This is a genomic window from Paraburkholderia caledonica (genome assembly GCF_000383275.1).
Classification (GTDB): domain Bacteria; phylum Pseudomonadota; class Gammaproteobacteria; order Burkholderiales; family Burkholderiaceae; genus Paraburkholderia; species Paraburkholderia caledonica.
The window spans coordinates 100823-114135 of the sequence record NZ_KB911039.1; the positions used below are offsets into that span (position 1 = coordinate 100823).

The window sequence follows — 13313 nt, forward strand, 5'->3', positions numbered from 1 at the left end:
TCCGGGAGAGTTGGTGAGGTTATGCGGGAATTGGGAGTGATGGGGTTCGGGAAGCGTGGTGAGCAGGTCCGGGAGGTATCGTGAGCGGGTTCAGGGGACCACACTGAATGAGACGTCAGGCCAAGGTGAGTTTTTGCGGGAGCGCTTCGGTCGGGAGCGCCCGGCAGGCCTCGCCAGCGACGCGTGAAGCCGTCAGGATCGAGGTGAGCACTTTCGGGAGGGTTGCGACGCCCTCTTTATGACCCTGTTCGAGCCGCGAAAAACCTCGTGGTGAGCGAAGACGGGAGAAAACGCAGATGAAAGGTGAGGCTTTACGGGGCTTGGCTGGCCGTTTTGCCTTTATTTTAGGCATTTGAAACCCAAGGTGAGCTTTTGCGGGAGCTGTTCCCGCTTCCGGCGCATGTTTTTTCGCATGACAGTGAAATTGTCAGGCAGCGGCGATGTAAAGGTGAGCAAATCCGGGAGTTGGTCGCCATGGCGACCAATCATCTCCAAAGTCGACCGAGATGACGTGAAAGGTGAGAGTTTTCGGGGCGCGTTTCGGGCGGTTTTAACGGTAAAGGTGAGGGAATTCGGGGGCAACAGGCTGCTCATCGGCTGGAAAAGTCCTACCTGCGGACTTTGGCCGGTAGTTGAGCGGTGGCGTTGGGATGCCGAAGGTGAGAGTTTTCGGGAGCGTCCAGGCCACCATCGCACATCGAGGGAAATTGCAATCTGGCCTAAAGGTGAGATTTTACGGGAGCCGCTACGCCGGCAAAGTTCAACGTTGAACCCATTTTTGTTCGATATAACCCATTGAAAACAAAGCACAAATATCGCTATTCCTGCAAAGGTGAGGCTTTTCGGGAGGTGCATGTGGAAGACTTGCGGACATGGTGCCGTGTTCCAAGGTGAGGCTTTTCGGGACGATTTTGAAGCACTTTTATCGCTTCGCCACGGGGGAAGCCGCGCCGTTTGGAGCATTGAACCGATGCTAAGGTGAGCTTTTTCGGGGACTCGCGAAGCGGGTTGCGATTGACGACGCTATTTCGGCCCCTCTGCGCGGCAATTCTGTCGAAGATGCCCAACGCACATGGTCACGCACACCCCGGTCTCTCTATATGGCGAGGGGATCACAGCCGTTGTGATCTGCATGCACGTTAAGGTAAAAGGGCGAAAAAAATATTGAGGTGAGGAGGTTCGGGATATCGCGCTCGCCGTGGAGCCGACGCTCCAAACCTCCCGATTTTCCGCAGCCCGCGACACCAAAAGGATTGCCGAACCTGGCGCCGAAAGAGAAAGGTGAGAGTTTTCGGGAGTCTGCGGAGGTGAGTCGCGTCGCGTAAACTCGCTTCACCCGCAATGGTGAGAATCACGCTATAGACGGGTATCACCACAGTCGGTATGCTCTCGCCAAATCCCCCCTTGACCATACGCATGGCCACGAAGCGCGCCAAGAAAACCGATGTAGTCAGCCCCAGCTCGGCGGAATTGCGCAAGGCCGTCGAGGCGATCGCTATTCAGCCGAAGAGCGGCAAGATCACGCTGCTGACACGCAAGCTGTTCAATGTGCTGCTCGCTGTCGCGCAGCAAGCCGACGAATCGGGCGATACCTATCGCGCGTTACTATCGGACATCGTCGCCAACTCTGCGTTTGATTCCAACGACACCGCTCTCGTCAAAGAGCACCTGCGCCGGATGGTTTCGGTTCAGGTCGAATGGAGCACTGGCACCTCCAGCCAGAAGCCGGGCCGGAAGTGGGGCATCTCCACGCTGATCGCAGATGCGGAAATTCTCGAGGATCCGACCACGCGCCGGGTCTGGGTGGAATTTTCGTTCGCTCCGAAGATCAAGAAGAAGCTGCTCGATCCGGTTCAGTATGCGCGTCTGAGCCTGCAGTTCCAAAGCCAGTTGCGCAGCAGCGCCGGCCTCGCGCTGTACGAAATCTGCGTGCGCTATCTGACCAATCCAAGCCATCTGACGATGCGCGAGTCGTGGGAATGGTGGCGCCCTATCCTCTCCGGCACGCCGGACACGGAAGCGGGCGACGAAGCAAAGCGCGAATACAAATACTTCAAGCGCGATTATTTGCGGCCGGCAATCGCCGAGGTGAATGCAGTCACAAATATCTTCGTGGAGCTGATCGAGCACCGCGAGGGCCGGCGTGTCGCCGAGATCCAGTTTCGCGTGACCGAGCGCAAGCAGCCGATGCTGGCTCTCGACGAGCATCCGAACGTGTTCGACAGCACGCTCGTGGATCGGATGGTCAAGATCGGCATTCCGCTGAAAGAGGCGCAAACGCTCTACGCGGACAGCGAGGAAAATCGCATCCGTGCGGCTTTGCAGATGACCGAGCAACGCATGCGTAGCACGTCGTTGCCACCGGTCCGCAGTGCGCCGGCGCTGTTCAAGGACGCGCTGAAGAAAGGGTACGCACCGCCTGTGGAGACCGTGGCATCCGGTGGTAGCGCTAAGGCCGTCGCGGCTCCCGCGGACGATCTGAAGGCGCGCCTGTTGGGCGAGTATTCCGCGTATCGTCGCAGGGAGGCACGCGAGCTCTACGACGAGCAGGGTGTGTCCGAACGGGACATCGCACGGCAGTCGTTTGAGGAAGAAGAGTTGCCGGGGCTCGGCGCTCATATGCGCGACGACTGGCGTCGCCGGGGACTCGACTCGAAGATCGTCGAGACGGCGTTCTTCGATTGGCTGGCTCGCAAGACGTGGGGCGAGCCGACCGACGGCGATCTGCTCGCTTTCACACTTAATCAGTCGCGCGCTGCCTGATCAGTCGGCACGCTGCCGGCAATTCTGGACGAGGCGGCGCATCTGACGGCGGCCGCCGCCAGACCGCTTATTGAGCGACTATTACTTCAACATCTTTTCGATCTGTCGAAGAATGTCGTCACGCTTTTCGCGCGTGAGACCTTTGAGGCGCAATTCGATGCGGTCCTCTCCGTAGGTCTTCAGGTCGCCGACCGACACTCCGTCGAGCTTTACTTCCAGCCGCTGTGCATAGCGCTGGCGACCTGCCGGCTTGGTGCTTTCCTGCGCAGTCGCTCTGCCCTTGACGATGTCGGCGACCTGCCGCGTGCTGAGGTCGTCAGAGAGGATCTTGTTGATCAAACGCAGCGTCGCGTCGGCACCGCGAGCCGCGTGATAGCGGCCGACCTGATACGCCATGTTGGAGCCGAAACGGTCAGGCCGCGCAACCATCTCATGCATGACTGCTTCGGGTAACTTGGCAATCGACAACGCCACGGCCACCGTCGACTCGTCCAAACCAAGATGCTCAGCCAGTTCCTTCTGACTTTGGAAATGGCGGTCGTCCAGAAAGCGTTTCCAGACCACCGCATTGTCGAAGACTGTCTGCGAATCTCGCTGGACGTTGAGATCGTAGCCGAGCTTGTAGCTCTGAATTCCAATTGGCAGATCGATAACGATCGCCTTCACTGATTCCTTGTTTGCTTCCTTCAACGCCCGCACACGTCTACCGCCGTCGCTGACGAAGTAGGTGCCGGGATTGTCATAGTCAGGAATGACGTGGATCGCCTGCTGTTGCCCTTGCTTCGCCAGATTCACGGCGAGTTCGGCAATCGATGACTTCACGTAGAAGTGCCGCGGATTGAAGGGGCTCGGCTTGATCGTTTTCAGCGCAAGCTCGATGACCTGACCCGGGCGATATCCGTGTTCAATTCTCCATGCACGGTAGGCGGCGGACTCGTTTTCGGCATCAACGGTGTCGAGGCCCGAATCGGTTTGCGGGACTATGCCCGGAAGCGGTCGCACGGAACCGTCGGGGGCCTTCGAAGCATTGTTTTTGACCAGCCCATCAATCGCGTTCAGTCGATCTAACGCCGTTCGCTTCTCGCTACTGGTCGTATCAGGACGTGCTTGAAAGCCTTTGGCAAATTGGGAGGGTTTCATTCAGGGTCCTTTATGCGCATAAATTTACGGGAGCAAGGCGGCGATCTCATTCGCGCACGCCCGTACTTCGATGGCGGCGAGCTTGGCGCCGCGATCGCTCATCTGTAGCACTGTTTGACCCAATGCCATTGCCTGCTTGTAGGCTTCACGGGTAGGAATCTGGGTCTTGAGGAGAGGAAATCCGAGCTCTTCTAACGCACGCTTGAGCTCGCGCGTCAGCATGCGCTTTTCTTCCGTCTTGTTGAGCAGGAAGACTGCGCGCAGGTCTTCGTTCATGACTTGCGCTTGCTGGACGAGTTTGACTAAGCCAATGCTCGACCAATAATCAGCGGGCGACGACGACGTCGGGATGACCGCAACGCTCGCCGCGAGCAGTACGACGCCCGAGACTTTTTCCGTAATGGAAGGTGGGCAATCGACGACGATGATGTCGTAGTCGCCAACGAACTTCTTGATCTCTCGGTGAATCTGGCTGCCGGCTTCGGAAAGATTGACGACGGGGAACGGTATGCCGGTGTCACCGTCGGAGGATGCACTGGCCCAGTGGATCAATGTGTTCTGACCGTCGGCATCCACGACCAGGACTCGCTTTCCTTTCTCGTGAAAAGCCGCCCCGAGATGCATCGCGATTGTGCTCTTCCCGACTCCACCTTTTTGCTGAGTTACCGCGATGATTTCAGCTGCCAATGTTCACCTCTCTTTTTTAAGCGCAGATGGATTTTACCTGGAAGAATTCGTATTTCAATCGTTTCTTTTGAGTCTCGATGGAATTAGCCGTTCAGCCAGGTTTATGCGCATAAAGATAATTGCCGTGCGTGCCGTGCCGTGCCGTGCCGTGCCGTGCCGTGCCGTGCCGTGCCGTGCCGTGACGTGACGTGACGTGACGTGACGTGACCTGTGGTGCGGTGCGGTGCGTGCGACGCGAAGTCAGGCGTGGCGGAGACATAGGTGCACATGCGTAGCCGGGCGGATGATCGACGCTTGTGAGCGGGTCAGTTTGGCGTAATGCCAGTCGCGTCGCGGCGGCTACCCCGGCAACTTTATGGCGCCTCACGGATTGACCGCAGAGCAGAGTGCGCACGTCCTGCTTCTTAGTCCGATGCGCTGACCTAGTTGGAACGCGATGTCGATTGGATCGTGAGCCCTGCCTGCTTGTCGGCGATATGCGGTCCACCGGTTTATGCGCATAAACCACCGTTGCCTCTAGCCAGCTCATTTTTGTTCGCTGCTTCACATGGGCAAGTGGATCGCGACTTCGGCCACAGGGTGGCAATACTGACCTCGGGCAATCGCGGGTTGCTAAGAGGACGGGTGGTTGGAGAACCGGCACAGACCCCACCGTCCAGCCGTTCCCGCGCCGCGGTTGCGGGAAGCTCAGCCGGACCAACTTCGCCGGCTTTATGCGCATAAAGTTGCTGTCTCCTCCGCCCCGATTAGAAGGGCCGACGGAGAGCAAATCGGTGCGCTGCCTTCTCAGAATGGTTCGGTCGCCGCTTTGGGAACTGCCAATAAAGCTGCCGCTCGATCCCCGCTCCAGCCGTGCGACGGGCCGTACGCATCGAAGGCATTCGCGTCAACAACCTGCCGCTTCGCAGGCAACTGAGACACAACGCGCGTTCCTAACACACGACATGGCGACCAAGCTCCGCCGTCACCATGGCAACCACGCGCGCCGTCAGTCATTCGCCGAGGCAGCCGCGGACGGCATTGGCTGGCAGGGGGCAGCAAAGCCATCCGCCGATAGCGGATAAAATCCGACAACAACGTCCCCGACGTACCAGCCTCTGTCCTCTTAACCACCAAACGCGTCATGATCACCATCTACCACAACCCTCGCTGCTCCAAATCCCGTGCGACCTGCGATCTGATTACCAGCAACTATAGCGACGGCAAAGAGATTGTTGAGGTCATCGAATATCTGGATCATCCGCTCACCGTCGCCGAATTGCAGCAGCTGAACATGCAGCTGGCTTGTCCGGTGCGCGCTATGATCCGCGACACCGAGCCCGAATACGAGTCACTAGGCTTATCGGAGCCCACGTTAAGCGACGCTCAGTTATACGAAGCATTAGCTGCGCATCCGATACTTCTGCAACGGCCGATCGTCGTGCGAAACGGGCGTGCTGTGATCGGCCGTCCACCCGAGAATGTGGCGAGCTTGTTCGTCGAGCATCACACCGAAGCGCAGCAATGAAGTGCAAGGCATAGCTCCTACGCAATGTGCTCTGAAGGCGAGACGCCCACGGCCAGCGCCATATACTTGCGCAACTGTGTTGGCATGATTTGCACTTCATCTCAACCTCTAGTCGATCCCCTGCGTTCGGGCAACAGGCTCGCACCGACGAACACTCGCATGCGTTGCACCGGCTCAACTAATTGCAATGACAGTTCATCGAGGCTGTGAGTCGACGTCGGTGGAAATAAGCCAACGCCCTAGCGTCGACTCCTTTCAACCGACGTTGGCAATCGCGCCGTGCGTCGCGCAACCTTCCGCGGACAGCGACGCGCCCAACAAACTCACCGCACTGGCAGTAATTAACGCAGACCTGTCTCTTCCTGATACACGACACGATCTACGCTAGCGCAGCAGGAACAGACGCGTCACACCCCGCGAGCCGTTCACAAACACAAAACGGAGTCCGAATGCTTGAACTACGCCCATCTTGTGAAGGATGTGGAAAGTCGCTGCCGCCGAATGCGTCCGACGCGATGATTTGCACCTACGAATGCACTTTCTGCGAAGTGTGCGCGTTAACCACTCTGCGCAACGTGTGCCCTAACTGCGGCGGAAATTTCGCACATCGACCGATACGCACGCGTGCTCAGTTAGCAAAGCACCCGGCCCGAAGCGAGAGAACCGCCGTTGCTATCGACGAAGCCTCGCACTCCGAATTCCTCGAGCGCTATCGCACGACGCCACCCAGCGAACGGTGACGTTTCGGGCATATCGCGTCGCCGCCAAGAGCAATACGGCAAGCACCGCAAGCCCACCGGCACCGCACCATCAATCGTCGCCGTTCATCGCGTCCGACGTCGAGATGCCGCTCATGGTATGAGCGGCGTCACGCAGCAGACGAATCTGTTTGCGATAGTTGCGGCAGCCGCTGCAAGTCGGCAGATGCAGCCGGATGGCAACCCATTCGCCAGTCGTCAACGGACGGTCCAAAGCGTCGGACAGCAGCCGGGTGATGTGCTTACATTTCCCCATTTGCATCCTCGCTGGATAAGCCCTTCTCGCTCAGACAGGTGCGCAAGCGAAGACGCGCGCGATAAATCAGCACGCTGCAATGGTTGGCCGTCAGTTGCAGTTCCGCGCAGATCGCATCGGTGTCGAGGTCGAGGAATTCGCGCATCATGAAAACGCGCCCAATATGCTCGGGCAGGTGCTCTAGGCACGCCTCGAAGAGTGCCCAGAATTGCTGCTGACGCAACGCCGTTTCGGGCGTCGGCCACGGGCGCGGCTTGGTCTGTTGCGACCAGTGGCCGTTGTCCTTGAACAACTCGCGATCGAGTAGCGCTTCGCCGTCGAGTTCTGACTCGAGGGCGGAGAGGTTCACAGTGCGTTGCCGGGCACGCAGCGTATCCACGAGCTTGTGCCGCAGGATGCCGAACACCCACGTCTTATGTTCCGACTGTCCGACAAACCGGTCGGCTTGCGTCCAGGCTGCGGCGAGCGCTTCCTGGACAGCATCTTCGGCAGCCGCGGCATCGCGCAATTGCAAACGGGCGAAGCGCACGAGGTCTCGACGCAGTTGAGCCAGATAAACAGGGTCGCCGAGGGTCCCGGCGCTCGCCTGCGTCACGGTAGGCTCCGCTGCACGCGCCGCGAAGCGTGCGCGCGGTCGTCTGAATGGTTGTCGCTCATAAACGGAGAGTTTGTCTCGCACGGGGTTCTGGCACGAGCGCCATTCTGCCGCAGCTTGCGGCGCAAGCGAATTGATATTGGACATACGCGGTCTCCAACGCGGGGATTTGTGGGCGTTAGTCGCGCGGGGCGGGCATCTTGTGACAAACAGAAATCGACTATTGCGGAAAACGAAATTAACGTTCATGGCGCGTGCACCTGGCGTTCCTCGCCCGCCAAAGGCACGCCAGTCAAGGAGTGGGTTCGCGAAGCATTCGTTGCGTTTGCATTATTTCAGTTAGTGAAAAGAAGTCTTCCGGCTTAGCCCATTTTTGGGTGGGCACTGAATCGCTATTCTTCGGCCATCGATCGCACGAGATCGCCAGCCAAACACCACGAGGAGTAGCACCATGAAACGCATTCTGTCCGCCCTGATCGCTTCCGTCGCTTTGTTCGCCGCCGCTTCCGGCGCAGCCGAGGCTGCTGCCCCGGCACAATGCAATGGCCCGGCGTCGTACTGCAACGTGTTTTTCGGCAACTAAGCTCCGCTCCGGGCCGCCTGCACCCATGCAGGCACCAGCGGCTGACCGCGGAAATCGCGGAGACGAACTTCCGAAGCGAAAAAAAGGGCGCCCAGATGGGTGCCCTTTTTTCGTAGCAACGTCAGAACGAAACCAATCACGGGCCGGATGCCCGTTACAAATCCACGCCGCTGCCTACGCCACCCGCACATCCCTGCGCTCTGACCACGCGTTTTCCACCAGCGCGGTCACAGCACGAATCCGCGCCACGACTGCTCGAACGTGCGATAAACCGCACATCGTCACCACTCACGACTGATCACCGAGAAACTGCCGCTGCCTCCAAATAGCGTAGGCCGGAGGCAGGCTTGATTGACAAGGCAAAAGTAGCACTTATCCACAAGGTTATTCAGTAAAACTGTGGATAACTTGTGCACCTGCCGCGTTATCCACCGCATCAGCGCAAAACCGCCGTACTTTTCCGCCACTTTGTCCAAAGCGGTGCGGGCTGGCGCCCTGCGCCCGGCTTTTTGCCTATGATGACAGTCCGTACCCTTTGCGCGTCGAGCGCCTTATTCAAGGAAGCGAATCATGGCCCTACACATTGCAGTTGTCGTCGGCAGTTTGCGTCGCGAGTCGTTCAACCGTCAGTTGGCGCAAGCGGTCATCTCGTTGGCGCCGTCCGACTTTACATTCGAGTTCATCGACATCGGCTCGCTGCCGCTCTACAGCCAGGACTACGACGCGGATTATCCCGAAGCGGGCAAGCAACTCAAACAGCGGATCGAGGCCGCCGATGGCCTGCTGTTCGTCACGCCGGAATACAACCGCTCGATTCCGGGCGTACTGAAGAACGCACTCGACTGGGGCTCGCGTCCGTGGGGCACTAATTCGTGGGGTAATAAACCGGGTGCGGTTATCGGCACCTCGGTCGGCGCGACCGGCTCGGCCCTCGCGCAGCAACATCTGCGCAATGTGCTGGCTTATCTCGACGTCGCGGTGCTCGGTCAGCCCGAGGTGTTCATCAAGCACGATCCCGCGGTTATCAATGAGAAGGGCGAAATTCTGAACGATGGGACGCGCAAGTTCCTGCAGACTTTCGTCGACCGCTACGTTACGTGGGTCAAGCGGCATACCGCTGCCTGACACTGTGTAGCTCCGACCGTCCTGAAGGCGGTGGCGCCGCCGCACCTCCCGGTGCGCCGCCGCTACCGCTATGCGCGTTTTTTCGCTTACACGTGGTGATGCCCGGTCACGCGCTCCCAGCCGTGACGCACGGCAAGCTTGAAGCGTTCCCAGGTGCTGTCAGGCGACGTCGTCTCCCAATGGCGTCGTGCTTCCGGCTCGACGTCGTCCCACGCCCGGTCCCGATAACGCACGTCCTTGCCGATTTCCGCACCATAGCGGTAGGCCGGAACGTAGTCTTCGTAGCGCGCGTCGTCGGCGGCGTACTGCTCGTCGTAATGCGTGCGGAAATCTTCTTCGTACTCGAGATATTCGTTCGGAATCTGGCCGCTCAGCCCGGCCGTCGGTTGGGCCGACCCGGAAACCACTTCGGACGGCTGCATCACAGCGCCTGAGCCCGGCGCGGAACCGGCCGCAATCGCGCTACGTCCCGCGTCGGCCGCGAGCGGGTCCGGCAGAGGCTCGTTCAGCGGATCGGCCGCGCGGCTTCGGGTGAGCGGCGGCGGAACGAACGGCTCCGCGTCGGTGCTGCGAGGCGAGGTCGTGTACAGCGGATCAGCCGTCGTAGAACCAGTGAAACCAGGCGACGCAGGTGTTCCGACGCCGCCTGGCGCTGCGGTCTCGGTTCTGACGGATGTCGGCGTTTCACGGACCGTCGAAGTCGTCATTCCTGGTTCGGGGCCGCGCGGTGTTCCCGGCGTGACCGCACCGATTCCCAGTTCGTCGAGTAACGAATGCTCGCGGGCATCCTCCGTGGCCGACTGCGTGCTCCAGTCCGGCGAACGCTCGCCGATATCGGTCGCGCCGAGCCTCGTCAGCGTGTTGCGAGCGAGTTCCGCGTGCGATTCGCTGGCAGCGTCGATTACGACTAGCACAGCGCCGCGCCGCACGGCTTCGGTGTAACGCGCGGTCTCCGGCGCCCGTGGACCGCTGGCAAAGAGGCTCGACAGGAAGCGCTCTATGTTTGCGAGCACTCCCGAACCCGCGACCTCGGCGGCGGAGCCGACTGACGGTTCGGCGTTGGCCTGCAACTCAATTGTCTCGCGTGCGAAACCGGTCTGTACTAGTGTCTCCCGAGCGGTTTCGGCCTCAGGATAGGTATTGAACAAACCAATCACGGTATGTCGCATGGCTGTCTCCCGTTTTTGGGTAGGACGGATAGCGCGGCGCGCGCCATCCCGGCTATCCAACAGGTGCCGCAACCTTCATGCCGGAGTCTTGATTCATGCGCCACACGGCCCGCCCCGCTGGGCTGCGCGAAGCGCTTCACGTCGACGACGCGGCAGCGTGCCCGCCGCGCTTTTTACAATCCCGCGCAAATTGAGCAAAAAACGGGAATGGGAGCGCCTGAAAGCCGCTGCCTGCGGTCGATCTATTGCGCGTGATGCGTGGCCGGATCGAGCCCGGTCTGGGCGAGTTCGCGCTGGATGCCCTGCAGAAGACTTTCGAGCAGCGCGATATCGAAGGGTTTGGAGAGCACGCGCACGTTCACATGCCGTGCCCGATCGAGTTCTTCCGCATAGCCGGTGACGAGAATCACGGGTAGTGTGACATCGAGCGTTCTTATCGCCTCGGCCAGATCGATGCCGTTAAGGGCGCCCGGCATATGAATGTCGGACAGCACGAGTTCGAACGGCACGGGCTCACCAGTGCGCGCCCGCTGCGTGTAAGCGTCGCGCAGCAGACGCAGCGCCATGTCCGCATTGAACACGCATGTGACCTGGTGGCCCATCATCTGCAACAACGCTTCGGTACCTGCCGCCACTTCCTCGTTGTCCTCGACGAGCAGGATGCGCAGCCCGTGCAGCGCGCCCTGGTGCTCTGCGTCCGTTTCGTCCGGCGTGTCGACGGCCGACTCTTCGGACGCACGCGGCAGATACAGCCGCACCGAAGTGCCGGCACCCACCGCGCTGTCGATTGCCGCAAGCCCGCCAGATCGCTCGCAGAAGGCAAACACCTGCGGCAGGCCGAGTCCCGTTCCCATGCCCTTTGCCTTGGTCGTAAAGAGCGGCTCGAAGGCGCGCGCGAGCACCTCGGGCGCCATCCCCGCACCGGTGTCCTCAAGCGACACCTGGACGAAGTCGCCTGTCAGCGGAAAGCCATCTTCGTGACGGAACGTGATGTTGGTCGCACGCACGGTGAAGCGCCCGCCGTTGGGCATGGCGTCGCGCGCATTGACGGCGATGTTGATGAGCGCGAGCTCGAGCTCGGCAACGTCCACGCGCATCGGCCAGACGCCGGCCCCGATGTCCATCACCAGCGAAACCTTGGCGCCGAGGGACGCGCGCAGCAGGTCGCGGCATGCGGGCAGCCAACGTTCGAGCGCAACGGTTTCATTGCGCAGCGGCTGCTTACGCGCGACGCCCAGCAACTGCCGCGTGAGCGACTGGCCGCTCTTCAGCGCCCGCTCCATGGCTGACAATTCCCGGTCCAGCCCGGGCGCGCCGCGCCGCCGTGCGATCTGAACGTTGGCGGCAAGAATCATGAGCAGATTGTTGAAGTCGTGTGCGACGCTGCCCACCAGCGTGCCGAGCGCTTCCATCTTGCGCGACTGGCGGTACGCGGATTCGATCGAACGGCGCATCGACGCTTCCGCCTGCCAGCGTTCCCATGCCTCTTCCTCGGCGCTGAGCCTCCGCAGTGACAGCCAGATCACGCACCATAGCGCCACGGACGGCGTGAATATCGACAGGATCAACACGGCCAGGTGCCGATACCAGGCGGCCCACATCGCCGATGCACGATAGCCGCACATGACGTAGACCGGATAAGAGCCGACGTGCCGGAACGCGACGATCATGTTGTCGCCGTCGAGATTCGAACGCATGCGCGCGACGCCGGCGCGGCGTCCCTGGTTCATGGCCTCGGCGAACGGCGAATCTGGCGCGACGGCCGCCGGTTCGCGCGGGCGACGCGGATAGTGCGCGAGCACCGCGCCGTCTGAGCGCACGAGGCTCATGGTCATCGGCGCGCCGTCGTTGCCGCCGAGCAGTTCGCGATAGAACGCGTCGAAATAGCTCGGGCGCAGCGCGACCGACACCACGCCGGCGAAAGTACCGTCGGGCGCGCGCCGTTCGACGCCGGTGTTGAACACCTGTTCGCCGGCGACATGCCCCGTCATTACCTTCGACACGTGTTCGAGATCGTGGCCGTCGCGAAGGCCGACGAAATCCTCGCGCTCGCCGATGGAAACCGGCGGTGCCGGATAAACGCGGCTACTCACGAGAAGCGCGCCGTCGCGGCCGAAAATCGATACGGCGGCCACTTGCGGATAGCCGCCGCCCATTGTCCGCACTTTTCGGTGGATGGCGGCCTCGCGCGCGCGAATCCCGTCGTCGTCCAGGCCTTCCGTCAGATCGACGATGCGCGTGTCTAGCGTCTCGTTCATGTCGAAGACCTTCAGCGCATGCTCCTCAGCGACTCGCACGGTGCGCAGCGTCATATTGGTGGCATCGGCTTCGCGGGTTCGCAGGTCGCTGAACGCCATGATTGCGACGTAGAGGCATGGCAGCACGATCGCGGCGACCAGCAGCGCGATCAACGTCATTCGCCGGATCTGGAAGTTCTGCTCCGGCACCGCAGGAAACACGGCCTCGTCCTGCCCATCAGCGGAAAGGCGGCTCGCTCGATGCGGGTCGAACCGGTTTTGGGTCATTTGTTAAGCGCTCAGGTCTTCGGGGCTGGGAGGCACGGCGGATACGAGAAGCATAGTCGCAGAATGGCGGTAGAAGTTACCGTAATTGAGGGCGCCAGACATTTCGACACCTATTCATTGCCCTTTTAAAACAGTGAAGAATCGAGAAGCGCAAACGTACACAAAAGTATAAACGGGATTGAAACGATTATTATGCGGGGCGTAT

At 60.5% G+C, this 13313-nt stretch carries 11 protein-coding genes; 5 read left to right on the top strand and 6 right to left on the bottom strand.

Going from position 1 to position 13313, the window contains the following annotated elements; all coding sequences use genetic code 11:
* Positions 1-1416 precede the first annotated feature (1416 nt).
* A complete protein-coding gene (locus H281_RS0118510; RefSeq protein WP_020068642.1) occupies positions 1417-2763 on the top strand; it encodes a replication initiation protein in 1347 nt (448 codons plus the stop codon).
* Positions 2764-2844: 81 nt separating this feature from the next.
* Here H281_RS0118510 and H281_RS0118515 read toward each other — a convergent pair whose 3' ends face one another.
* Entirely contained in the window at positions 2845-3903 is a 1059-nt protein-coding gene (locus tag H281_RS0118515; RefSeq protein ID WP_020068643.1) for a ParB/RepB/Spo0J family partition protein, read from the bottom strand.
* 24 nt (positions 3904-3927) lie between these two features.
* Positions 3928-4590 carry a ParA family partition ATPase gene (gene parA, locus H281_RS0118520; protein ID WP_027779030.1) on the bottom strand — a complete coding sequence of 221 codons (663 nt, stop codon included), beginning with the start codon at positions 4588-4590 and terminating at the stop codon, positions 3928-3930.
* A 1123-nt stretch (positions 4591-5713) separates the two neighbouring features.
* Between parA and arsC the strand changes: the two genes are divergently transcribed.
* Together arsC and H281_RS36045 are read left to right on the top strand one after the other, a co-directional pair.
* Entirely contained in the window at positions 5714-6097 is a 384-nt protein-coding gene (arsC, locus tag H281_RS0118530) for an arsenate reductase (glutaredoxin) (protein WP_020068646.1), read from the top strand.
* 449 nt (positions 6098-6546) lie between these two features.
* Entirely contained in the window at positions 6547-6837 is a 291-nt protein-coding gene (locus H281_RS36045; protein WP_027804738.1) for a DUF1272 domain-containing protein, read from the top strand.
* A 70-nt stretch (positions 6838-6907) separates the two neighbouring features.
* Here H281_RS36045 and H281_RS0118540 read toward each other — a convergent pair whose 3' ends face one another.
* Together H281_RS0118540 and H281_RS0118545 are read right to left on the bottom strand one after the other, a co-directional pair.
* On the bottom strand, positions 6908-7117 hold the full coding sequence (locus tag H281_RS0118540; protein WP_179214142.1) for a zf-HC2 domain-containing protein: 210 nt from the start codon (positions 7115-7117) through the stop codon (positions 6908-6910).
* On the bottom strand, positions 7098-7853 hold the full coding sequence (locus tag H281_RS0118545) for an RNA polymerase factor sigma-70 (RefSeq protein ID WP_020068648.1): 756 nt from the start codon (positions 7851-7853) through the stop codon (positions 7098-7100). The genes H281_RS0118540 and H281_RS0118545 overlap by 20 nt, the downstream gene beginning before the upstream one ends.
* Before the next feature lie 304 nt (positions 7854-8157).
* Between H281_RS0118545 and H281_RS37495 the strand changes: the two genes are divergently transcribed.
* Positions 8158-8289 (top strand): hypothetical protein, encoded by a 132-nt coding sequence (locus tag H281_RS37495; RefSeq protein ID WP_020068649.1) that lies wholly within the window; start codon positions 8158-8160, stop codon positions 8287-8289.
* Positions 8290-8859: 570 nt separating this feature from the next.
* Entirely contained in the window at positions 8860-9414 is a 555-nt protein-coding gene (locus tag H281_RS0118555) for an NADPH-dependent FMN reductase (RefSeq protein WP_020068650.1), read from the top strand.
* Between the two features lie 86 nt (positions 9415-9500).
* Here the strand turns inward: H281_RS0118555 and H281_RS0118560 are convergent, their stop codons facing one another.
* Positions 9501-10583: a hypothetical protein gene (locus tag H281_RS0118560; protein WP_020068651.1), complete on the bottom strand. Its 1083-nt coding sequence runs from the start codon at positions 10581-10583 to the stop codon at positions 9501-9503.
* Positions 10584-10825: 242 nt separating this feature from the next.
* Complete coding sequence (locus H281_RS0118565) at positions 10826-13108, bottom strand: hybrid sensor histidine kinase/response regulator (RefSeq protein WP_020068652.1); 2283 nt, start codon at positions 13106-13108, stop codon at positions 10826-10828.
* Positions 13109-13313: the final 205 nt, after the last annotated feature.

Bases quoted from the DNA above. Each gene is read 5' to 3' on its own strand.
- H281_RS0118515 (WP_020068643.1), bottom strand. From the start codon at position 3,903: ATGAAACCCTCCCAATTTGCCAAAGGCTTTCAAGCACGTCCTGATACG.
- H281_RS0118545 (WP_020068648.1), bottom strand. From the start codon at position 7,853: ATGTCCAATATCAATTCGCTTGCGCCGCAAGCTGCGGCAGAATGGCGC.
- H281_RS0118510 (WP_020068642.1), top strand. From the start codon at position 1,417: ATGGCCACGAAGCGCGCCAAGAAAACCGATGTAGTCAGCCCCAGCTCG.
- H281_RS0118555 (WP_020068650.1), top strand. From the start codon at position 8,860: ATGGCCCTACACATTGCAGTTGTCGTCGGCAGTTTGCGTCGCGAGTCG.
- H281_RS37495 (WP_020068649.1), top strand. From the start codon at position 8,158: ATGAAACGCATTCTGTCCGCCCTGATCGCTTCCGTCGCTTTGTTCGCC.
- arsC (WP_020068646.1), top strand. From the start codon at position 5,714: ATGATCACCATCTACCACAACCCTCGCTGCTCCAAATCCCGTGCGACC.
- H281_RS0118565 (WP_020068652.1), bottom strand. From the start codon at position 13,108: ATGACCCAAAACCGGTTCGACCCGCATCGAGCGAGCCGCCTTTCCGCT.
- H281_RS36045 (WP_027804738.1), top strand. From the start codon at position 6,547: ATGCTTGAACTACGCCCATCTTGTGAAGGATGTGGAAAGTCGCTGCCG.
- H281_RS0118560 (WP_020068651.1), bottom strand. From the start codon at position 10,583: ATGCGACATACCGTGATTGGTTTGTTCAATACCTATCCTGAGGCCGAA.
- H281_RS0118540 (WP_179214142.1), bottom strand. From the start codon at position 7,117: ATGCAAATGGGGAAATGTAAGCACATCACCCGGCTGCTGTCCGACGCT.